The following is a 23281-nucleotide window of genomic DNA, read 5'->3' on the forward strand; positions in this document are numbered from 1 at the left end:
AATATATTTGACATCCGACCTCCGGTTTTGCTTGCCAGACGGTCAAATTATGCCTTTTTTTTAACAAAAATACGAGCCTCAACATCCTGATCAATTTCAACCAACTGGCCTTGACCATTTTCCATCTCATCGACCAATAAAAGCTCTGCTGATAAAGTTTGCGTACTGATGTACTCTTTATAGTTCATCAGGGCTTCAGTGTAATAATCATGTTTCAGGATCTTCAGAGAGATGCGATCGGTTACCTCAAAATTGCTGTCCTTACGGATATTTTGAATTTTGTTAATAAACTCGCGGGCAATCCCCTCTTGTTTTAGTTCCTCGTTGATATGAATATCTAAGGCGATAGTTAGCTCACCTTCGCTGGAAACCGTCCATCCTTCGATATCCTCGGTTGTAATATCAACATCTTCGGGTGACAAAACAACATCCTGCCCACCAATATTTAGATTGAAATGACCGGTTTTCTCCAAACTTGAAATGTCATCTTGGTTGAATTGTGCGACCGAAGCAGCAATTTGCTTCATAATTTTGCCATACTTGGGCCCAAGAGTTTTAAAGTTCGGCTTTATCTTCTTTTTTATGACCCCGGCGGTATCGGTCAGATATTCTACTTCCTTCACGTTCACTTCGGAAAGAATAATATCTTCAACTGCTTCAAACTGCTCTTTAAACCGGGCATTCAGCACTGGAACCATAATTTTTGCCAGCGGCTGACGCACTTTCAGTTTTTCCTTGCGACGCAATCCCAGGATCATGGATGAGGCCCGTTGCGCGATATCCATTTTCTGCTCCAGATCTTTGTCGATCAACGCCTCATTTGCAGTCGGGAATTCAGTCAGGTGTACACTTTGGTCAGTTTCTCTGCCTGTCAGCTTATTGAGATCGGTATACAACAAATCGGAATAGAAAGGAGCCAGCGGAGCCGACAGTTTAGCTACTGTTACCAAACAAGTGTACAGGGTTTGGTAGGCCGAAATTTTATCCTTGTCATATTCTCCACCCCAATAACGTTTACGGCTCAAGCGCACAAACCAATTGCTAAGGTTCTCGTTCACAAATTCAGAAATTGCACGTCCGGCGCGGGTTGGCTCATAGTTTTCGAGACTTTCGCCCACTTCCTTCACAAGCGTGTTCAACAACGAAATAACCCATCGGTCTAATTCCGGACGTTCCGCCACCGGAAGCTCATCTTCCTGGAAACGGAAACCATCGATATTTGCGTACAGGGCAAAGAAGTTATAAGTATTGTAAAGCGTTCCGAAGAATTTACGTCGGACTTCATCTACTCCGCCAACATCAAACTTAAGGTTATCCCAAGGCTGCGAATTGGTGAGCATATACCAGCGCAACGGATCGGAACCATATTTCTCAATGGTCTCAAACGGATCGACAGCATTACCCAGGCGTTTCGACATTTTATTCCCGTTTTTATCGAGCACCAACCCATTTGAGATGATGTTTCGGAAAGCAACCGATTCATCAATCATGGTAGCGATGGCATGCAGGGTAAAGAACCAACCACGAGTTTGGTCAACTCCCTCGGCGATAAAATCGGCCGGGAACACTCCACGCCCTTCTGACGGTTGGTATTTTTCTTTGTTTTCGAACGGATAATGGTTTTGCGCATAAGGCATTGCACCCGAATCGAACCAAACATCAATCAAATCTGGCTCGCGAAACATCTTCTCACCATTATCGGCAACCAGCACAATATCGTCGACATAAGGACGATGCAGGTCTATTTTGTCATAATTTGAATTCTCAAAATCACCGGGAACAAATCCTTCGTACGGATTTTTGGTCATCACTCCGGCTGCGACTGCTTTTTCAATTTCAGCATATAAATCCTCAACGGAGCCAAAACACTTGGTTTGCTCACCATCTTCTGTTCGCCAAATCGGAAGTGGAGTTCCCCAGAATCGAGAACGACTCAGATTCCAGTCGACCAAATTCTCAAGCCAGTTCCCAAAACGTCCTGTTCCGGTCGATTGTGGCTTCCAGTTGATGGTGTTATTCAAAGCGATCAGTTTATCTTTCACCGCCGTTGTGCGCACAAACCAGCTATCGAGCGGATAATAGAGCACCGGTTTATCGGTTCGCCAGCAATGCGGATAGCTGTGCTCGTGTTTTTCAACTTTGAACGCTTTGCTTTCTTTTTTTAGCATCACCGAGATGTCAACGTCAACGGTTGAGTAGCTTTCGTCGAGTGAATCGTCGTATTCATTCTTCACATAACGGCCGCTGAATTCCGCATAGCTTGCGGTATTTACCTGACTCGCCACAAAGGTCTCGTCCATCTTTTCAATGCGGAAGAAACGTCCGGTTCTATCCACCAGCGGCTGATTTTTTCCATCCTTATCAATCACCAACAACGGGGCAATGCCGTTTTGTTTGGCCACCCGGTCGTCATCGGCACCAAACGTTGGCGCAATATGTACGATACCGGTACCATCTTCAGTGGTCACAAAATCGCCGGTAATTACCCGAAAGGCATCGCCATTCGGTTTCACCCAGTTAATCAGCTGCTCATAATTTACGCCAGCCAATTCTTCACCGGTGTACTCGCCCATTACTTCGTAAGGAATTTTCTTGTCGCCAGGCTTGTAGTCTTCAAAATCGATGTCGGTATTCTTCGGATCGAAATGACTATACAGCAGATCTTTGGCCAGAATTACCGTCATTGGTTCTCCGGTATACGGGTTGAAGGATTTCACCTTCACATAGGTTATCCGGGGCCCAACACAAAGAGCGGTATTGGAAGGCAATGTCCATGGGGTAGTTGTCCAGGCCATGAAATAAAGAGGCGACTCCACTCCATCGTACAGGAATTCGGATTTAGCATCACGGATCACTGAAAACTGAGCAACAGCGGTTGTATCCTTCACATCGCGGTAGCAACCCGGTTGATTTAGCTCGTGAGAGCTCAAACCCGTTCCGGCAGCAGGCGAATAAGGTTGAATGGTATAGCCTTTGTAGAGCAAATTCTTGTCGAACAGTTGTTTCAACAACCACCAAACCGACTCAATGTAGCGATTATCGTAAGTGATATACGGATCGTCCATATTCACCCAATAGCCCATTTGACGTGTTAGTTGCTCCCATTCTTTGGTATATTTCATCACCTCGCGGCGACAAGCTGCATTGTATTCTTCAACGGTAATTTTAGTTCCGATATCCTCTTTGGTAATGCCAAGCGATTTTTCGACGCTCAGCTCAACAGGTAAGCCGTGGGTATCCCAGCCTGCTTTCCGGTGAACCCGAAAGCCTTTCATGGTTTTGTAGCGGCAAAATGTGTCCTTAATGGCGCGGGCCATCACATGGTGAATTCCCGGCATTCCGTTAGCCGATGGCGGCCCTTCGTAAAAAACGAATGTCGGGTTCCCTTCCCGGGTTGAAATACTTTTATGAAAGGTATCATCTTCCTCCCAGCTGTTCAGTACATCTTTATTGATCTGAGAGAGATCTAAATGCTTGTATTCGCGGAATTTATCGCTCATTAGAATCCTATTTTTACCTATTTTAAAAATCCCACAAATATAGGAATTTTTTAACTATCGTAACCCCAATCGATCAATCGATGAACGCATTTAACGCAGGGGAAATCTGCATCGGGAAAACCACACCAACAACCTCTCAATGTGCCTCTTAAATAAAAAGGTTGCCGAAATAAGCAACCTTTGGGAATAATAAAGCTTGGGAAGGGGAAGAATAATTTGTGAAAACACGACACTGTGCAGCGTGATTTCACGACAGGTCAACAAAAGTGATAAAGGCAACTGAACATTCGAAAAATAATCCTCCAATGCCGTTCTCTTTAGCAACTTGTTGATGGCTTAAAAGTAAGATGTTTCATCACACCAAACCTTATCTCTTGTTTATCAGACAATCAACCTTTTGTTAAATTTATTGTTGGCTATCTTAGTTCATTCTTAACACTGAATCGGCTAAATGTCATTTTTCGTAACTTATGGTTAAAATTCGACCCCATGAATGCGATAACTCATAGCTTCCAGCAATTCGTTGAACTCATTTTTCCGCGAAATTGTGTCGTTTGCGGACAAAAGCTCATTCAACACGAAGAATTCCTTTGTCTACAATGCCTTTTGCACCTCCCGAGAACCAATCACCATGCTGTTCGCGAAAACCCGATGGAACAACTCTTCTATGGGCGTGTTTCGGTTGATCGCGCATGTGCCTTTTTCGAATTTAAAAAGGGCAGCGAATACCAAAATATTCTACATGAACTAAAGTACCGGGGACAAAAAGAACTGGGCAGTTATATGGGTAAGCGCTTTGGAATGAGCCTAAAAAAAGACAACGACCTTCAGTCGGCAGATTATATCTGCCCCGTGCCGCTGCACCCTAAAAAGGAACGAAAACGGGGCTACAATCAGAGTTTCCACATTGCCCTGGGCCTATCTGAATCACTCGGCATTCCGCTCGACAATACCAACCTGATCCGAGCCACCCACACCTCCACCCAAACGCGCAAATCGCGCTGGGAGCGCTGGCAAAATGTCGATGGAATTTTCTGTCTGAGAGATCCGACAAAATTCGCTGACAAACATCTGATTTTGGTTGACGATGTAGTGACAACCGGCGCCACTCTTGAAGCCTGCGCGACCACTATTCACGGGCAATGCAAAGCCAGGATAAGTGTGTTGACACTGGCGATTGCCTGACCATTAGCGACATATATGATTTAATAATCTGGCAGCAGGTCTGGCCGTTATAAATTTGCCAACAGATCGATCAACTTTTGCATTCCGGCTCCAGCCTTTTCTTCAATAAATGTGACCCCTTTGACTTTCAAGGCCGGTCGTTCGGGATCGATGATAAAGACCGGGCAATTGGATGGTGTATAGTGAACCAGCCCTGCTGCGGGGTATACATTAAGCGAGGTACCAATGACGACAAAAATATCGGCCTGCGAAGTAATTTCAACAGCTTCATCCATCGCCGGAACAGCCTCGCCAAACCAAACAATATGCGGACGCAGCTGACTCCCTTTAGGGCATTTCGCACCTAATTTCAATTCCCATCCATCTAAATCAAAAATCAGCTCGGGATCAATTGAACTGCGGACTTTCTTCAACTCTCCGTGCAAATGAATCACCTTCCGACTTCCGGCACGTTCATGCAAATCATCGACATTCTGAGTGATGATCTGCACATCAAAATCCTCCTGTAGACCAGCTAAAAGCTGATGCCCCAAATTCGGTTCACAGTCCAGCAACTGCTTTCGACGATCGTTATAGAATCGATTCACCAATTCCGGATTCCGTTGCCATGCTTCGGGAGTTGCCACATCCATCACATCATACTCTTCCCACAATCCACCCATATCGCGAAAAGTACGCAAGCCACTCTCCTGACTCATTCCGGCGCCCGATAAAACGACTAATTTTTTCATTTACGATTCATTTTTGGCTAAAGTTAAAAAGTAAGGGCCGGAAAACCGGCCCTGTATCATCTCTTTTTACAAATCTTTGAAATCAACCTTCAAACATTTAGTTCGTCTACACGCTGATTAACAAACTTTTTAACAATCTCATGCGCTTCTTCTACATTTGAACTGGAAACGATCACTTTTACGGCCCCACTGGCTTCATGCCCGCTCCACCATAGATCTTTGTTTTCCACCGTATCATTTTTCAAGAAGGAATAAATCCGGGCATTATCCAGCATAATTTTCAACATGGATGCCTGAAGACTCGTACCTGTAAATACTTCGACAGGAATAATGGTTTGAACAGAATTTGTTGGTTTCATAATATCCTCCATCTTAAGTCTATAATATGGCTCTCAATATACCAATTATTAGTACATAAATATTGTTTCATAGATTGGCAATTTACCTGTTTTGAAACAGTCGGGTAAGCAAATAGAGATTTATGATCTCTACAAATCTAAAATCCGTTCAACACCTCATCACCCAACAAGAACCCCTCTCCCTGGAACTAGAATTCGCCGGGCAAATTCCAGTTCGATGATTCAATGGACGTTGACTTACAAAAAATAGCTTTTCCTGCAAACGGTCCGGCAACCACCAATTTCACCACGACAAAGCAGGCAACGACTGCAAAAAAAAGAGCCGGAAACCCGGCTCTTACTATTGTTCTTGTATGAATACTTGACTATCTCACTTCAACCATTCAGTTCGCTTGCATGTTTTTAACGAACTTATCTACAACTTCACGTGCATCATCCAAGTCTCTGTTGGCTACGATAACCTTTACAGCACCAACACCTCCGGAATCTGTCTGCCATGGGGTTAACGTCCCAGTTATTGGGTCTTTCAGGAAAGAATAAACTCCGGCATCATCCAACATACTTTTTAACATGGAAGCCTGTAGGTTGGTACCGGCAAAAACCTCGATTGGTAAAATCTCACGATCAGGATGTTTTGGTTTCATAGTACATGGGTTTAAAGTCTGTAATTACTTCCTAATTTATTTGTTTTAAAGCACTAAATGAATTAGTTATGTTCACAGAGCTACCTGTTCTTTAGCAGCCATTTTCACCTTCAAACCAAAAAACAGGTTCGCTAACCAAAGAAATTGCCCGAATCTCCGGGAATGGAAGTACAAAAAAACCTCATCCGGCAAGAGATGAGGTTTCAGTATGGTTATTTTTTTAAATTATTCTACAATGGTTGTCCAGCCATGGTGATCGGGCTCGTCGCCGTATTGAATTCCCTGCAACTTTTGAAACAATTTTGTACTCCATGGCCCCGGATCAAATCCGTACAGGTACTCTTTGTCCAGGTCTTCATCGTAAATCCGTTTGATTGGCGAAATAACGGCGGCTGTTCCGCAGGCACCCACCTCCTCAAACTCCTCGAGCTCTTCAACCGGAACTTTACGGCGCTCCACTTTTAATCCGATATCTTCAGCCAGCTGCATCAAACTCATATTAGTGATGGACGGTAGAACTGAATCGGAAAGTGGTGTCACATAGGTGTTGTTTTTTATCGCGAAGAAGTTGGCCGGTCCACATTCATCGATGTACTTTTTCTCGCGCGAATCGAGATACAGCACTGCTGAATAGTGCCCTTCTTTGGCTTTTTTCCCTGCAACTAAACTGGCGGCATAATTACCCCCCACTTTGTACTTACCGGTTCCCTGCGGCGCGGCGCGATCGTACTTACGCATAATAACCAGCTCGGTTGGTTTAAACCCTTCGGGGAAATAGGGTCCAACAGGCATTACAAATATCAGGAAAAGGTATTCAGCAGAAGGTTTCACACCAATTTCAGCTCCGGTGCCAATCAGCAACGGACGAATATAGAGTGCAGCTCCCGACCCATAGGGAGGCACAAATTCAAGGTTCTTTTTAACCGCCAGCTTAACCGCCTCGCAAAATAAATCGACAGGCACATGAGCCATCAAAATACCATCGCTTGACGATTGCATCCGACGGGCATTGTCTTCCATCCGGAAAATCCGAACTTTACCGTCGTTACCGGTGAAAGCCTTCAGTCCTTCAAAAGCCTCTTGCCCGTAATGCAGACAAGTAGACGCCATGTGCAAATTCAGGTATTCCGAGTCACTAACTTCCAAAGGACCCCATTGACCGTTTTTATACCAGCAACGGATATTATAATTGGTTTTTCGGTAGCCAAAACCTATATTTTTCCAGTCAAGATTTTCCATAGTTAAAATCAAATTAGACAGCCTTATTCAAAGGTCAAATTAACGAAAAAAAACGCGGAGAATAAAAGACGTATGCTGTTATTCCGGGGAAATTTTAATGTTCTACAAACAGATTCAGAAACAAGCATTTACAAAACTCACACCCGCTCTCCTCAATTAAATCCCGCCAAAAATGTACTGTTACGAGTGAGTTGTCAGACGTAAAAAGTAGCCGTTATGTTTTCGAATGTTCAATACGCGATCCTGATCCAGAATTAAATATTGCCCTTTTATCCCTTTCAATTCACCCTCAATAACCGACTGTTTATCAAAAGAAAGACTATTTAACTTCATCGGATACTCCAAAACAGGATAGTTTAGGCTAACAACATCATTGTTCGCAGAACGGTACTGCCGTAACTCGGATGGCAAAAGCGAAAGCAGCTTTTCTTTTTCCTCCGGAAGGTTGAAATGTTCGGCTACGTTATTCTTCAACATATCGCGCCAGTTGGTTTTATCGGTGAAATATTTCTTCAGGAAAACCTCCATCACTCCGGCGATGTGACGATTGGGCGTTTGTGCCACCCGAATAGCGAACGAAGCTCCTTGATCAATCCAACGGGTTGGTACTTGGTGGTGGCGCGTAACCCCAACTTTCAATTCACTCGAAACTGCCAAATACACGATATGGTCAATCAGGTCGTGTTCTTTGGCCCATTCCATATCGCGGGCGATCCCCAAATGCGATTTCGACAATTCCGGACGCATGACTGTTTCACTCGCCTCGGGAGCTGTTTGAAGGCAGGAGTAACAAAACCCCTGGCTAAAGGAGGTCTTTGTGCGCTTGCCACAGCTGATACAGTTAATCTGTCCGTCGAACTGCATACGAATTTGCATCCCAATCAATTCATTCATTGGCACTTCCTGATCGCCAATTCGAAAATAATACTGGACGGTATCGGCCAGTTCGGAGCGCATTTTTAAAATATTTCCCTGGTATTCCATGTATTTATTAAGTAAAAAAAGACAACTAGAAAAAGATTTCGGGACCAAGCTAGAAAGGTTTCATTACCGGATTGCCGGGTCAACTAAATAAGTCCAGAACATCATGAATTTGTTTCAGTTCAAAAAATCGATCGCTTTTGATGTCTTCCGGATTCATTTGCTCGAACAGCCAAGTTGTGTGATACGGAATATGAGCTGCATATCCCCCCAGCTCGATTACCGGCAACACATCCGATTTCAATGAGTTGCCAACCATCAACAATTGCTCGGCCGGTATATCCAGATGGTTCAGCAACTCCAGGTAATTCTCCTGTTTTTTATGGGTCATTATTTCAATATGGTGGAAATACTTCAACAAACCCGACTTTTTTAGTTTCCGCTCCTGATCGAGCAAATCACCTTTGGTTGCCACCACCAACCGGTACTTTCCGTAGAGCTTATCTAGCAGATCGACAATACTATCGAGCAAAACGACATCTTCCTCCAGCATTTCTTTCCCGATCGCCACAATGGCTTCAATTTGCTCCGGTCTAACTTTCCGATCCGATACCTTCAGTGCTGTTTCGATGAGCGACAAAATGAAGGCTTTCACTCCGTAACCGTACAATTCCAGATTCTGGATTTCGACTTTGAACAGCTCCATCATCAGATTATCATAGCTCTCGTATTCGCTCATCACCCTGCAAAACTCGCGTTCCGCATCCCGAAAAAAGTTTTCATTTTCCCACAAGGTATCATCGGCATCAAATGCGATCACTTTCACATCATTCAAACTCATGTCAATCATTTTTTTTACCTATTCCAAAAATTTGGAACCGGATCTGCAAAGCCAAATGTACAAAGATCATCAGGAATGAAACAGGATCGGAAGGGAAAGTTTCAGTTGGATAACTTTTAGTAATTTTGCGGGCACCCGAAATCGAATTCGACTTATGCAAAAGAACTTTTGGAAAGCCTTGGGCCCTGGTATTATATGGGCAGCTGCAGCCATTGGCGTGTCGCACCTTGTACAGAGCACCCGTGCCGGTGCCGATTACGGGTTTCAATTGGTTGGGGTTGTCATTCTTGCTAATTTCCTGAAATACCCTTTTTTTCAGTATGGTTCGCGTTATGCCATTGCTACGGGCGAAAGCTTAATTGACGGCTACCGGCGTATGGGCAAATGGGTGGTTGCTCTTTTTCTTCTGTTAACAGTGGGCACAATGTTCACAATTCAGGCGGCAGTAACATCGGTTACAGTTGGGCTGCTTAGTTCTGTTTTGCAACCTTCGCTCAGCTATATTCAAACAACCGTTCTGCTGTTGGTTATTTGTGGCGTGATTGTTTTAATCGGTCATTTCAAGACACTCGATCGGGTTATCAAAATCGTCGTTGTTATTCTCTCGCTATCAACCCTCACAGCATTAGTGGCAGCATTCTCAAAAACTGATATTCAAACGATTACCCACAACCAGGTTCCATTTGAATTTTCGGTGGGCAATGTGGCTTTTTTAATCGCGCTCGTTGGATGGATGCCCAGCGCCATCGATATTTCCGTTTGGAGTTCGCTTTGGACCCTGGCCAAAATAAAAGCGAGTGGCTACCGGCCAAGCCTAAAAGAGTCGCTGATGGATTTCAACATTGGATACATTGGCACTACCTTGCTTTCGCTGGCTTTTTTGGGCCTGGGAGCTCTGGTAATGTTTCATTCGGGTGAAAGCTTTGCGAATGGCGGAGTACAATTTTCGAACCAGTTGCTTTCGCTGTACACCCGATCTATTGGCGAGTGGTCGTACCCAATTTTGGCCATAGCAGCCATAGCAACCATGTTCAGCACGACCCTGACGGTACTGGATGCCTATCCACGGGTGCTGACTCCCGTTTTTGAAGTTTTCACCCATAAAGTTGAAGGACAAAAGAACCAACAGCGACTACAGTTGCTCTGGATTGCTATTTTAATTTCAGGCGCGGTGGCGCTGATCTCATTTTTTGCGGAGCAAATGAAATTACTGGTCGACATTGCCACAACACTATCGTTTATTACGGCTCCGGTTTTAGCCGTTTTAAACCTGAAAGCGGTGACCTCACCTCATGTTCCCGACGAATTTAAACCGAGTAAATTTCTTCGTCTGTTTTCCTGGTTTGGCATTGTCATTTTAACTGCATTTGCCGGATATTTCTTGTGGATGAAAACTGCCCTTTAATAACCGTTGGCTATAGAACCATCACTCGAATTGCGCAATTGGTATCAAATATTCCATCTCCGTGAAAATAAAAAACGTGCACCATTTTAGCGGTTTGTTACTATTTTCAGTTCGCATGTGAAACTGAGAAAAAGCCCATGAATAAAGGCAAATGTAAAAATAACATTTAGCTAAGACTGAGACTGGTCATATTCGTTACATTTGCAGCCTTTACCAGTTTATTTTATGACGAAAAAATTCCTGATTTCGCGGGAAAACCGCTTTTTCATTGCTCAAATAACCTTTCTGTTAGCCTTACTAAGTTCGCTTTCGCCCTTTGCAACCGATACCTATATACCAGCTTTGCCAACCATGGCCAAGTTTTTCGGTGAGCCGATTAATATGATCGAGATTTCACTAACGGTGTATTTCATCGGGGTTGCTGTTGGTCAGTTTTTTGGCGGACCTCTTTCTGACTCGTTTGGCCGGAAAACAATCGCGCTATCGGGTGTATTCCTGTTTTCAGTGAGTAGTTTTATGGCAATATTCATCAGCGATGTACACATACTCTGGGTGTTGCGTTTTTTCCAGGCTGTTGGCGGAGGAGGAGCTTCGGTGGTAAACATGGCCTTTGTACGCGATTGGTTTGAGGGGAAAGATGTGGCCCGAATTTCGTCGTTGATTGGAATGATTATGATGCTGGCACCGCTGGTTGCTCCTGTCATTGGGTCATTTTTGCTCATCGCTCTGGGGTGGAAATCGATTTTCGTGTTCATGTCGTCGGTTGCTGCCCTCACATTTATTCTGTTCACCTTTATCATGCCCGAGTCGAGACATCCGCAACACATTACCCGCAAGCTAACGGGCAAACAACTAGTTGGTGCCTACCGGAAAATATTCAGCTCGCGCAAAGCCGTTTTTCTGGTGCTGGCCAATAGTTTTGCTGTTGCCGGAATGTTTACTTTTTTAACCGGCTCTTCGTTTCTGTATATCGAATATTTTAAGATCGACGTAGGTTTGTTCCCGTTCTACTTTGGAGCCAACGTAGCGATGAACGTAGCGCTAACCTTTCTGAACTACCGGCTGGTAAAACACATTGAGCCGGCCAAAATTTTACATGTGGGCCTGATTATTCAGCTTATTTCAGGTGTCGTGTTATGGTTCGCGGTTAGCCAAACCGAACCAAGTTTATGGATCGTGTTCAGCATGATCGTACTCTTTATCGGAAGCTTGGGATTAATTTTCTCCAATATTGTGGCTTTAATTCTGAACCAGTTCCCCGAGATTTCCGGTTCGGCAAATGCCGTAATTGGAGTTATCCGATTTGCCTTCAGTGGAGCAGTTGGTTCACTTTTAGCTTTGTTTCACACCGGAAACATCGTCCCGATCGGAACGATTATGGGATCGTGCACGGTTTTGGCCTACCTGTTTTTCACCGGGTCGCGGTTAGCCAAGCACTAAAATATAAATTGAAGACTTCATTTAAACAACAAGCAGCGGGAGCCCCAAACAGACCTTCCTCTGCTTGTTCGTATTCTCGTTTTACTTACATCATACGCGAATTCAGCGTGTACATCACCCACATGGTTCCCCCAATAAAAATGAAGACCAGCAGGGCTGTAAAAGCCAGCAACACCAAGTTCCATCGCTGTGCCGATGAGGTATCGAGATGCAAAAAGTAACGCAAATGTACAAGCATTTGCAGCAGCGCGGCAACAGATAAACCAACTACAGCAACCCCTTTTGGAACCGCCTCCAAAATCACCATTGAAAAGGAGATGAGTGTGAAAAAGACGGCTAAGGCGAACCCGACAAGGTATGATCTATAACCGGAATGGGCTGAGCCCATTTGTTCGTTAGGTGTATGATTTGACGACATATCTTTCAACTTAAAAATTAAAAACAGACAATCTTTTTTTGCGACTAAAGAATTTGAAGCAGGTATACGAATGAGAAAACTCCCACCCACACAATATCTAAAAAGTGCCAGAACAAACTCAAGCGCATCAGTCGCGATTTAACACCGGCTGTAAATCCCATTTGCGCCACTTGCACCATCATAATGATCAGCCAAATTGCTCCCGAAGCCACGTGTAACCCGTGAAAGCCTACCAAAGTAAAAAAGGCCGACAAAAAGCCACTGCGATCCGGACCGGCACCTATGCCAATCATATGAGCAAACTCATAAATTTCCATTCCCAAAAAACTCAAACCCAGTACCAATGTTACAGCCATACTCCAAAGCATTTGCTTTTTGTTGCCTTTATTCATCGCAATCATTGCAAAGCCGAAGGTGACACTGCTCACCAGCAAAAGCATGGTTTCAATAAACAGAAAAGGAACCTCGAACAAATCGGCAGCACCCGGTCCGCCGGCATAATTTCGACTCAGCACGGCAAAAGTCGCGAAGATGGTCGAAAACAGAATCAAGTCGGTCATCAGGTAAACCCAAAAGCCGAAGGTCTTTAACTCGGCGTGGTCGCCATGATCATGCTCGTGTGCATGTCCAATATCATTACTAATTACGCTCGTACTCATATCCTTTTTTCTTTTTACTGTTTTGTTGATTTTCGTTTTCTTCTTCGTCTACAAATTTCTCAGGGAACATCATCCGGTACCGATCATCCTCAGTCTTTTTCACTTCCGATGCCGGAATAATATAGCCGTCGTCATCGCTTGATCCGGCAATGACAATGGTCGCGATAATTCCGAACAGACTGCCAATAGCCAACCACCAGATATACCAAATCATGGCAAAACCAAAAGCCAGGGTCAACCCTCCAATTATCACTCCGTGAGGTTGGTTTTTAGGCATGTGAATATCAGTGTAAACATCATAATGCCTGAAGGCTTTTCCTTTTTCTTTCATATCCCAGAAAGCGTCGAGATCGGCAACAACCGGCACCACCGCAAAGTTATAATCAGGCGGAGGCGAAGCGGTTGACCACTCCAGCGTACGACCTTCCCAGGCATCGCCTGTTGTATCTTTCAGCTCTTCACGCTTGCGAATACTCACCACAATTTGAATGATCTGGCAGGCAATACCATAGCCTACGATTAAAGTACCAACAGCAGCAGTAATCATATAAGGTTGCCACTCCAGGTTATCGTAGTGTGCCACCCGTCGGGGCATTCCCATAAATCCGACCACATACAGCGGCATAAACGCCACAAGGAAACCAATCATCCAGCCCCAGAAGCCACGTTTACCCCATTTTTCATCGAGTTTGAAACCAAACATTTTCGGGAACCAGTAGCTAAAACCGGCAAAGTAGCCAAACAACGCGCCCGGTATCAACATGTTATGATAGTGAGCTACCAGAAAAGCCGAATTATGAACCACATAGTCAGCACCGGGAATCGCCATCAGCACTCCGGTCATTCCGCCAATTACAAACGATGTTAAGAAACCCAGCGTCCAATACATTGGTGTTGTAAATCGAATTCGTCCCCGGTACATGGTAAACAGCCAGTCGTAAACCTTCACCCCCGTAGGGATGGCAATCAACATGGTTGTAATTCCGAAGAACGCGTTCACATTCACTGTATTTCCCATTGTGAAAAAGTGGTGAAGCCAAACGGTGAAGGACAAAATCATGATCACCGCCGTAGCATACACCAGCGAGCTGTAGCCAAAAAGTCGTTTACTGGAGAAGGTTGAAACGATTTCGGAGAAAATACCAAAAGCCGGTAAAATGACAATGTAGACTTCGGGGTGTCCCCACATCCAAAACAGGTTGTTCCACATCATCATGTTTCCACCCATATCATTTGTAAAGAAGTGCATATCCAGGTAACGATCGAGCGTCAGCATTGTTAACGCGCCGGTAATCACCGGAAAAGAAAAGATAATCAGCACACAAGCCGTCAGTGAAGTCCAGGTGAACAGTGGCATTTTCATCAGACTCATTCCCGGAGCACGCATTTTCAGGATGGTTACCACAAAGTTGATTCCACCCAGAAGCGTCCCAAGGCCGGCAATCTGAAAGGCCCAAACCCAGTAATCGACACCAACGCCCGGATTAAATTCTTTTTCGAACAAAGGCGCCAGTCCAGTCCATCCGGTATTGGCAAATTCACCTACTCCCAACGAAATCATCATCAACCCGGCACCGGCAACGGTTAGCCAAAAGCTCACGGAGTTCATCAGCGGAAAGGCTACATCGCGGGCTCCGATCTGAAGAGGCAAAATAATATTCATTAGCCCCACAATGAACGGCATTGCCACAAAAATAATCATGATCGTACCGTGTGCGCCAAAGATCTGATCGTAGTGATGAGAGGTCAGATACCCCTCATTCGCGCCGGCAGCTATGGCCTGTTGCGCCCGCATCATTACCGCGTCGGCAAATCCGCGAAGCATCATAACACCAGCTAAAATAATATACATGATGCCAATCTTTTTATGATCGACACTTGTCAGCCACTCAGACCACAAGTAGCCCCATTTTTTGTAATAAGTTAATAAGCCCAGGATCACCATTGCTCCGATTGTTGAGCTACCGATGGCACCCATAATAATAGGATCGTGAAATGGTATATCCGACAAGGTTAATTTTCCAAACATATATTTATTCCTCCAATTTTATCGGTGTTATTTTTAGTGCATTGTACCTCTTCCGTGCATGTGCATACGACCGCCTGGCTCATCGTATTCCTCCATATTTCGGTGGTTCTCCGGAGATCCCATCCAGTGCATATTCTCCATCATAATTTTATCGAAGAGATCGGGTTCGACAAAGGAAAAGCTGCTCACCGGATGGTTTTGATTGATCATCAGGTTGATCATTTTAAATCGATCGATGCTCAGGCTGTCGGGTGATTCCTTCAGGCCTTTCATCCAGTTTTCAAACCCGTCAGCGGTTGTTGAAATTGCTTTAAAGTGCATTCCAGCATAACCATTCCCGCTATACTCCATGTTTTGCCCCCGAAACACACCAACTTCGGTTGCCATTAAATGCAACTTGGTTTGCATGCCAGCCATCGCGTACATCTGGCTCCCTAGTGCCGGAATAAAAAACGAAGTCATCACCGAGCCCGAAGTCAAGCGAAAATTCAACGGCGTATTTACCGGAAACACGAACTGATTGATCGATGCGACCCCCAATTCGGGATACACAAAAAGCCAGTCGCTATCCGTCGAAATGACATCTATTTTCAGAGGTTCCACATCTGCTTCCAACGGTTTGTAAGGATTTAGCTCGTGCGTACTTTTCCAGGTTACGTAGCCCAACACTGCGATAATGGCTACCGGAACACCCCAAACAACAGCTTCAATCGCATTGGAGTGGGTCCACTTGGGTTTGTACGTTGCTTTGGTATTCGATGCCCGATAGCGAATCGAAAACCAGATCACCATCACAAAAACCGGCAAAACGACGATCAACATCAGCACAAAAGCCAGCTTAATCAGAAAAGCCTGCTCGGCACCAACTGTCCCTTTCGATTCAAGAACGACCATCTTTTCGCAGCCACCCAAAGCAATTGTCGCCAGAAACAGTCCTACCGGCTTCAAAATCTTCATCCCTTTTTTCTTGTCTAACAAATTCATAAAATTGAAATTATTCATATTCGAATTCGGTTATTTCCTTCGTCGCTGCCGGATTTCCGTATTTCATCGGTCACTCAAAAAACACTAAAGGATCCTCCACCGGATCAGTATTTCGATCCATCAGTCAATCAGAATCCGACTCAGGCAAGCCAGCCGCCTCAGTCTTGGTTTAGTCCAATAGGTTTTGTGATTTGGACCTTTAAGTCCGTTCGATTTACGTCATTCAATATTTTTTCCGGCACAACAGCAAACTCCAACAAATTTGAACCGAAAAAGTTATTCGATCAAATACGATTTAATAATCTTTTTATCTTATCTCGAAAACAAATTTTGAGAACCTACTATTTTTCAAAAGCTTACAACTTCCGATGGCTTCGTAAAATCTTTTTCAACTCCGAATGACTTTCGCTCCGACTAAAAACGAAAAAAGTTCTGTAGCGTCACACCACTACGTTCAACTTAAAATCCTGCAAAATTTAGCGCGCGTCCGGACTAGTTCGAGCTTAAGCCTCCTGGAAATTCGTTCGAGTTTTTACGTCAGGTTAATTGACTGCGGCAGATCAAACATTTAAGCAAAGTCTCTTAATGTTTTTCAACAGAAAAATGTACTTTTGTTTTTCATTAAAAAAATCAAAGCATAACCTGCAAACAGACAGTACCGTATGAAACGACTGAAAATTAAAGAAGTATTGACTGGCGGACAAATTGGCCAGCAAGTGTTGGTGAAAGGATGGGTTCGAACCAAACGTGGAAGTAAGAATGTGAATTTTATTGCCCTGAACGATGGTTCTACCATTAATAATTTGCAGGTTGTTGCCGAAGTTGAACGTTTTGGCGAAGAACTGTTGAAAGATATCAACACCAGTGCTTCGCTTGCAATTACAGGCGAATTGGTTGAATCGCAAGGAAGCGGACAGAACGTTGAGCTGAATGCAACCGAAATTATTATTTACGGAAAAGCTGATCCGGACAAATACCCCATTCAACCTAAAAAACACAGCCTCGAGTTTTTGCGCGAAAATGCACACTTACGTTTCCGCACGGCAACGTTTAGCGCAGTATTCCGCATTCGTCACGCCATGGCTTTTGCCATTCATAACTATTTCAACAGCAAAGGATTTGTTTATCTGCATACACCAATCGTTACCGCATCGGATGCGGAGGGAGCCGGACAAATGTTCCGGGTTTCGACCCTACCTGCGGTGAATCCACCAATGACCCCGGAAGGTGAAATTGATTATGCACAGGATTTCTTCGGAAGACCGACAAACCTAACCGTTTCCGGACAGCTGGAAGGCGAACTCGGAGCTACAGCGCTGGGTGAAGTTTATACGTTTGGGCCCACTTTCCGCGCCGAAAACTCAAACACAACCCGCCACTTGGCCGAGTTTTGGATGATTGAACCGGAAATGGCTTTCTACGAACTGAAAGACAACATGGATCTGGCTGAGGAATTCCTGAAATATCTCATCAAATACGCTTTGGACAATTGCATGGACGACCTCAAATTTTTGAGCAACCGCCTGCAACAAGAGGAAAAAGACAAACCGGCTGATCAACGTTCGATGGAGCTGATTGAAAAACTACAATTCGTTCTGGCCAACGATTTTATCCGCTGTACTTACACCGAAGCGATCGACATATTGAAGAACTCGAAACCATACAAAAAAGGGAAATTCCAGTTCCCGGTTGAATGGGGAGTGGATCTGCAGAGCGAACACGAACGTTATCTGGTGGAGAAACATTTCCAAAAACCGGTGATTTTGATCGACTACCCGAAGGATATTAAAGCCTTCTATATGAAGCAAAATCCGGATGGCAAAACCGTAGCTGCGATGGACGTGTTGTTCCCACAAATTGGAGAGATCATTGGCGGATCGCAGCGCGAAGAAGATTACGATAAACTGGTTGCCCGCATGGAAGAAATGGGAATTCCGGCTGAGGAAATGTGGTGGTACCTGGATACGCGCCGTTTTGGAACCGTTCCGCATGCCGGATTTGGTTTGGGTTTTGAACGATTCATCCTTTTTGCAACCGGCATGGGCAACATCCGCGACGTGATCGCATTTCCAAGAACACCTAAAAACGCCGAATTCTAGACATCGATTCCGGTTTATAAAAAGCCAATGTCCGATAAATAGCTTGTCTTAAAATCGATTGAGCTTTTTTTTAATTATATTTGTTTAACCTCTTCGTTTTTACTGTAGCTAACAGTATCCGGGGAGGTTAATCTTTTTGCAACGATAGCCACCATGCAAATAAAAAAAAGACCTAAGCCCAAGAATCGAGAAATGTCATTCACCCTGGTTCGAATTTCATTCCTCCTCTTAATGCTTCAATTTTGCCCCACCCGGCAAATCGTTGCTCAATCGAATATCGTATTTTACCACACCGAAAATTTCTATAATGCCGCAGCCTACAATCCGGCAGCACTCGTTCACCAAAAAGACTTCACCCTAAACGTATTCCCGCTATCCGGAACCGGAATCAGTTTTAACAACCGGGATGCCATTGACAAGCTAGTACAAATTACGTTTACCGATAAATACACCGACAAAACGCAGGAAGTATTCCGCAGCATTATAAAAAAAGATCTGTCGTACAATCATGTTGAATTTGATCTCCTCAATTTCGGAATTAATACGCCTAACGGATCGTTCAACTTCCACGTAAAAGAAAAAGCCTATGCATTCATGCGGTATGGAAGCCAGTTCTCCCGCTTTCTGGCCGATACAGTCCAGTCGGAAACCCTGGCGCTGAATCAGGAACAAAGCTTTCCGACTGAGGCAGCTCACCTGAGAGAATACTCGGTTGGCTATGCCAGCGAACTCGTCAAGAATAAACTAACCTTTGGAGTTCGCGCTAAATTATACCTTGGCAAATCATTTCTATCGTCGTCCGCTTCCGGAATGATGATTGAGCAAGAGGGCAATTTCTTTGCAAAATCGTACGGCGATGTCTTCCTCTCCGTACCAGCAACCGATGATTCGCAGAATGGCACAATCAGCGAAATCAATGTCATGAACGGGAAATCCATTGCGGACTATGTCCTGAACACCGGGAATACAGGGGTAGGCCTCGATTTGGGGATTACTTACAAAATAAACCCTCAAGTTGAATTTACAGCCAGCATTTTAGACTTGGGTAGCATAAAGTGGAAAAAATATCTGTACCAGCTGAATTTCGATGACGGTCTGTACCAAATTGAAAATGTGCATCTTGATCCAAATACAAATGAGCTGATAAAAGAAACCAGTGAAGTAAATCTGATCGACGATATCGCGGCTTTGTACACCATTTCAAATACCAAAACTTCACACCAAACGCAGCTCCCGACCACCTTGCTTGCCGGACTGAACTACAAGTTTTCGCCCGAATGGAGTATTGGCGTCGTAAACCGAACGCTTCTGATTAAAAATATGGGGTACAACAGTTTTGCCGCATTAGCAAATTACAGAAAGTCGGAGAATCTGACCCTAATTGGTGGAATCGGATTCTATGACAGTACTCTCAAAAACATCCCGCTTGGTTTGACCTACCAGTGGCGGGCAGCTCAATTCTTTTTGGGAACCGATAACTTCCTTTCGTTTTTCGCCCCCAAATTCTCCGACTACACGAGCATCAACGTTGGGATCGATTTCAACCTGTTCGGCCCAAAACTGAAATATGAAGAGGTCGATTATCTCCCATTTTTCCGCAAGAAAAAACAACGACGCGTACGTCCGAATGGCCTACTGTTTAAAGGCATAAACTAACCGGGTTCTAAAACCGGCTTTATTTTTGCTCCAAATGTAAAAGAAAAGCCGACTTCACGGGCTTTTTAACCGTCATCGTAGTTTGTACGCATAAATATTTTAATTTTGGGATGAGAAGATTTTGTACCTTCTGAGCAACATTGGCCGATTTTACAACCGGTCTTCTGAATAATTAATACTTGATTTTAGTTTCATTACGATATTAGCGGTATGCCATCTCAAAAACTAAGTTTACAGCAAAAATTACTGCAAAAGCTATCACCACAACAAATACAGGTGATTAAGCTTTTGGAGATTCCTACCGTGCAGTTGGAACAACGTATAAAGAAAGAGCTGGAGGAAAATCCGGTATTGGAGATGCAAAACGACACGCCCGATGAAGAAGGCGATATGAGAGATGACGAGAACTCAACCGATAAGGATAACGAAGAGTTTTCGCTGGAAGATTACATGGACGAGGATGATATTCCGGATTACAAGCTCTCGGCAAACAATTACTCCAAGGACGATAAACAAATGGACATTCCATATTCAGCAGGAACCAGCTTTCACGAGTCGATGCACGAGCAACTTGGTCTAACCGATTTAGATGACGAAAAGCGGAAACTGGCTGAATATGTTATTGGCAACATTGACGACGACGGTTACCTGCGTCGCGATTTGTTGTCGATCAGCGACGATCTGGCTTTCAACATGAATATGAATGTCAGCGAACAGGAATTGGAGGAACTATTGGAGATCATCCAGGAATTTGATCCGGCAGGTGTTGGAGCACGCGATTTGCGCGAGTGCCTATTGCTCCAGATTCAACGTAGAAAGGCCAATCCGTCGACGATGCTGGCTGAAAAAATAATTTCTGATAACTTCGAAGAGTTCACCAAAAAGCACTACGATAAAATCCTTCGGAAGTATGAAATTTCGGAAAACGAATTGAAAGATGCTATCGCGGAGATTCTGAAGCTCAATCCAAAGCCGGGAGGTTCGTACAGCAATCCGCTCAGCAAATCGAACCAGGTTATTGTTCCCGATTTCATCCTAGAGAATCATGATGGCGAACTACAACTGTCGCTCAATCAGCGAAATGTCCCCGATCTGCGAATGAATGCCCATTATATGGAAATGCTGAAAGGGTACAGCGAAAACCGTAAAAATATTTCGCGCGATCAGAAAGACGCAATGTTGTTTGTGAAACAGAAACTCGACTCGGCCAAATGGTTTATCGACGCCATCCGTCAGCGCCATCAAACCCTGTTGGTAACGATGTCGGAGATTATCGATTTCCAGAAAGAATACTTCCAGGACGGCGACGAAACAAAGCTAAAGCCGATGATTTTAAAGGACATAGCTGATCGCACAGGATTGGATATCTCGACTATTTCGCGCGTTTCGAACAGCAAGTATATTCAAACCAACTTTGGTATTTTTGCCTTAAAATATTTCTTCTCTGAAGGAATGCAGAAGGACACCGGCGAAGAAGTTTCAACCCGGGAAATTAAGAAGATTTTGGAAGACTGCATATCGGCCGAAGACAAACGGAAACCACTGACTGACGACCGACTGGCCCAAATCCTAAAAGAAAAATCATATCCGATTGCTCGCCGAACGGTTGCCAAATATCGCGAACAACTGGGCATTCCGGTAGCTCGGATGCGAAAAGAACTTTAACCAATTAAAAAATGCCCCCCATGCAAGAAAGACTAGCGAAAGCAGTTTCCTATATTTTCCATCCCCTACTCATGCCTACTTTTGGATTTCTGCTGCTAATGAACACGGGGTTTTATTTCGCCCTTATTTCGTTTGAAGCCAAACAGTTTATCCTGCTCACAGTGTTTGCCTTCACGTTTGTTCTTCCGCTAATCAGTATTGGTTTAATGGTTATTAATTCGCGATTAAAACTGGATTTGAATAAAAGTTCGGATCGGATTTTACCGATGTTGACGACGACCATCTTCTATTGCATCGCCTATTATTATCTGGGCCGAATGCCGATTTACCCCATCTACCGGGTTGTACTGATCTCAAGCGCTCTGACGATCGCCATTTTATTACTGGTTTCATTCAAATGGAAAATCAGCGCTCATTTAGCCGGAATCGGAGGATTGGTTGGTGCATTTATGGCGCTTTCCTTTCGATTAAATTTTAATGGCTCAACCCTCTTGGTCGCTTTGATCTTGGTTGCGGGCTTAATCGGCAGTTCCAGGCTAATACTCGAGAAGCACACCCCCATGCAGATCTATGCCGGCTTTTTTACAGGTTTTGCCGTCAACTACCTGTTCATCAATTTTATCTGATTAAAGCCGCGTCACACGTTCAGCACCAAACTGTGAATGGCGTTTTCTAAAGCAAAAAAAAGCACGACTGATGAGGTCATGCTTTTAATATCTTTCTATTGTCTTATTCAACAAATTTATAACCAATACCTTTCAAGGTTTTTATGTGGTCGTTGCCGATCTTTTCGCGTAGCTTCCGGATGTGAACATCGATTGTACGATCACCAACAACAACATTGTCTCCCCAAACAGAGTAGTATATCTCTTCGCGAGTGAATACTTTTCCGGGCTTCGAAACCAAAAGCGACAACAATTCAAATTCCTTTCTGGGTAGTACCATTTCCTCGCCGTTCATTTTAATCAGATAGCGCTCTTTATCGATGACCAAATCTCCGATGGCTACGGTATTGCTGTTTTCAACCGCAGCAACAGTTGCAGAACCACCACTACCGGTGCGTTTCAGCAAAGCTTTCACCCGACTGACCAATACTTTCGGTCGGATTGGCTTAGTGATATAATCGTCTGCCCCAGCCTCGAAACCTGCTATTTGCGAATAATCCTCACCGCGGGCAGTTAAGAAGGCAATAATACACGACTGTAAAGCCGGGATTTTGCGCAACTCTTCACAAGCAGCGATACCGTCCATTTCAGGCATCATCACATCCAAAATAATCAGGTTGGGAACTTTCTTCTCTGCAATTTTTATGGCTTCTAAACCATTTTGAGCAGTATAGACTTTAAAACCTTCTTTTTCAAGATTATAACTAATGAACTCCAAAATATCGACTTCATCGTCTACCAGTAGGATTGTGTAATTTTCTTCACTCATATCAGGTTTGTGTTATCAAGGACGAATGTATTGTGATCAGAACAAAAATCCAATTCGCTTTTTATCTGAATC

Annotated in this window: 19 protein-coding genes; 7 read left to right on the top strand and 12 right to left on the bottom strand. The window is 44.2% G+C overall.

What is annotated here, in order from left to right; all coding sequences use genetic code 11:
- Positions 1 to 47: 47 nt before the first annotated feature.
- On the bottom strand, positions 48 to 3500 hold the full coding sequence (gene ileS / locus ABZD21_RS08590) for an isoleucine--tRNA ligase (protein WP_372774407.1): 3453 nt from the start codon (positions 3498 to 3500) through the stop codon (positions 48 to 50).
- A 489-nt stretch (positions 3501 to 3989) separates the two neighbouring features.
- Between ileS and ABZD21_RS08595 the strand changes: the two genes are divergently transcribed.
- Positions 3990 to 4685, top strand: coding sequence for a ComF family protein (locus ABZD21_RS08595; RefSeq protein WP_372774409.1), 696 nt, complete (start codon positions 3990 to 3992; stop codon positions 4683 to 4685).
- Between the two features lie 47 nt (positions 4686 to 4732).
- On the opposite strand, the gene ABZD21_RS08600 is transcribed toward ABZD21_RS08595, so the two are convergent.
- The 6 genes from ABZD21_RS08600 to ABZD21_RS08625 all read right to left on the bottom strand — a co-directional run bounded on the left by ABZD21_RS08600 (position 4733) and on the right by ABZD21_RS08625 (position 9420).
- Positions 4733 to 5416, bottom strand: a complete 684-nt coding sequence (locus ABZD21_RS08600; protein ID WP_372774410.1) for an NAD-dependent deacetylase — start codon at positions 5414 to 5416, stop codon at positions 4733 to 4735.
- A gap of 89 nt (positions 5417 to 5505) precedes the next feature.
- Positions 5506 to 5775 carry a hypothetical protein gene (locus tag ABZD21_RS08605; RefSeq protein ID WP_372774411.1) on the bottom strand — a complete coding sequence of 90 codons (270 nt, stop codon included), beginning with the start codon at positions 5773 to 5775 and terminating at the stop codon, positions 5506 to 5508.
- A gap of 383 nt (positions 5776 to 6158) precedes the next feature.
- Complete coding sequence (locus ABZD21_RS08610) at positions 6159 to 6419, bottom strand: DUF2007 domain-containing protein (protein WP_372774413.1); 261 nt, start codon at positions 6417 to 6419, stop codon at positions 6159 to 6161.
- A gap of 225 nt (positions 6420 to 6644) precedes the next feature.
- Positions 6645 to 7658 carry a branched-chain amino acid aminotransferase gene (locus ABZD21_RS08615; RefSeq protein WP_372774415.1) on the bottom strand — a complete coding sequence of 338 codons (1014 nt, stop codon included), beginning with the start codon at positions 7656 to 7658 and terminating at the stop codon, positions 6645 to 6647.
- A 180-nt stretch (positions 7659 to 7838) separates the two neighbouring features.
- Positions 7839 to 8642, bottom strand: coding sequence for a DUF2797 domain-containing protein (locus ABZD21_RS08620; protein WP_372774416.1), 804 nt, complete (start codon positions 8640 to 8642; stop codon positions 7839 to 7841).
- Positions 8643 to 8721: 79 nt separating this feature from the next.
- Positions 8722 to 9420, bottom strand: coding sequence for an HAD family hydrolase (locus ABZD21_RS08625; RefSeq protein WP_372774417.1), 699 nt, complete (start codon positions 9418 to 9420; stop codon positions 8722 to 8724).
- A 154-nt stretch (positions 9421 to 9574) separates the two neighbouring features.
- Between ABZD21_RS08625 and ABZD21_RS08630 the strand changes: the two genes are divergently transcribed.
- Both ABZD21_RS08630 and ABZD21_RS08635 read left to right on the top strand, forming a co-directional pair.
- Positions 9575 to 10825, top strand: a complete 1251-nt coding sequence (locus ABZD21_RS08630) for an Nramp family divalent metal transporter (protein ID WP_372774418.1) — start codon at positions 9575 to 9577, stop codon at positions 10823 to 10825.
- A gap of 225 nt (positions 10826 to 11050) precedes the next feature.
- Positions 11051 to 12265: a Bcr/CflA family multidrug efflux MFS transporter gene (locus ABZD21_RS08635; RefSeq protein WP_372774419.1), complete on the top strand. Its 1215-nt coding sequence runs from the start codon at positions 11051 to 11053 to the stop codon at positions 12263 to 12265.
- 85 nt (positions 12266 to 12350) lie between these two features.
- On the opposite strand, the gene cyoD is transcribed toward ABZD21_RS08635, so the two are convergent.
- Genes cyoD through cyoA form a run of 4 tightly spaced genes read right to left on the bottom strand, consistent with a single transcriptional unit; the run spans position 12351 to position 16355 of the window.
- Positions 12351 to 12683 (bottom strand): cytochrome o ubiquinol oxidase subunit IV, encoded by a 333-nt coding sequence (gene cyoD / locus ABZD21_RS08640; protein ID WP_372774420.1) that lies wholly within the window; start codon positions 12681 to 12683, stop codon positions 12351 to 12353.
- A gap of 44 nt (positions 12684 to 12727) precedes the next feature.
- Complete coding sequence (gene cyoC, locus ABZD21_RS08645; protein WP_372774421.1) at positions 12728 to 13342, bottom strand: cytochrome o ubiquinol oxidase subunit III; 615 nt, start codon at positions 13340 to 13342, stop codon at positions 12728 to 12730.
- Complete coding sequence (cyoB, locus tag ABZD21_RS08650; protein WP_372774422.1) at positions 13323 to 15371, bottom strand: cytochrome o ubiquinol oxidase subunit I; 2049 nt, start codon at positions 15369 to 15371, stop codon at positions 13323 to 13325. The genes cyoC and cyoB overlap by 20 nt, the downstream gene beginning before the upstream one ends.
- A gap of 33 nt (positions 15372 to 15404) precedes the next feature.
- On the bottom strand, positions 15405 to 16355 hold the full coding sequence (gene cyoA, locus ABZD21_RS08655) for a ubiquinol oxidase subunit II (protein WP_372774424.1): 951 nt from the start codon (positions 16353 to 16355) through the stop codon (positions 15405 to 15407).
- A 662-nt stretch (positions 16356 to 17017) separates the two neighbouring features.
- Between cyoA and asnS the strand changes: the two genes are divergently transcribed.
- From asnS to ABZD21_RS08675, 4 genes are all read left to right on the top strand, one after another.
- Complete coding sequence (gene asnS, locus ABZD21_RS08660) at positions 17018 to 18454, top strand: asparagine--tRNA ligase (protein ID WP_372774426.1); 1437 nt, start codon at positions 17018 to 17020, stop codon at positions 18452 to 18454.
- Positions 18455 to 18685: 231 nt separating this feature from the next.
- On the top strand, positions 18686 to 20110 hold the full coding sequence (locus ABZD21_RS08665; RefSeq protein WP_372774428.1) for a DUF5723 family protein: 1425 nt from the start codon (positions 18686 to 18688) through the stop codon (positions 20108 to 20110).
- A 210-nt stretch (positions 20111 to 20320) separates the two neighbouring features.
- The gene (gene rpoN / locus ABZD21_RS08670) at positions 20321 to 21775 is read left to right on the top strand and encodes an RNA polymerase factor sigma-54 (RefSeq protein ID WP_372774429.1); all 1455 of its coding nucleotides are present in this window, start codon (positions 20321 to 20323) and stop codon (positions 21773 to 21775) included.
- Between the two features lie 20 nt (positions 21776 to 21795).
- Positions 21796 to 22401: a phosphatase PAP2 family protein gene (locus ABZD21_RS08675; RefSeq protein ID WP_372774431.1), complete on the top strand. Its 606-nt coding sequence runs from the start codon at positions 21796 to 21798 to the stop codon at positions 22399 to 22401.
- A 103-nt stretch (positions 22402 to 22504) separates the two neighbouring features.
- Here ABZD21_RS08675 and ABZD21_RS08680 read toward each other — a convergent pair whose 3' ends face one another.
- On the bottom strand, positions 22505 to 23209 hold the full coding sequence (locus ABZD21_RS08680) for a response regulator transcription factor (RefSeq protein WP_372774432.1): 705 nt from the start codon (positions 23207 to 23209) through the stop codon (positions 22505 to 22507).
- Positions 23210 to 23281 lie beyond the last annotated feature (72 nt).

Source organism: Mangrovibacterium sp. (assembly GCF_041596335.1).
Classification (GTDB): domain Bacteria; phylum Bacteroidota; class Bacteroidia; order Bacteroidales; family Prolixibacteraceae; genus Mangrovibacterium.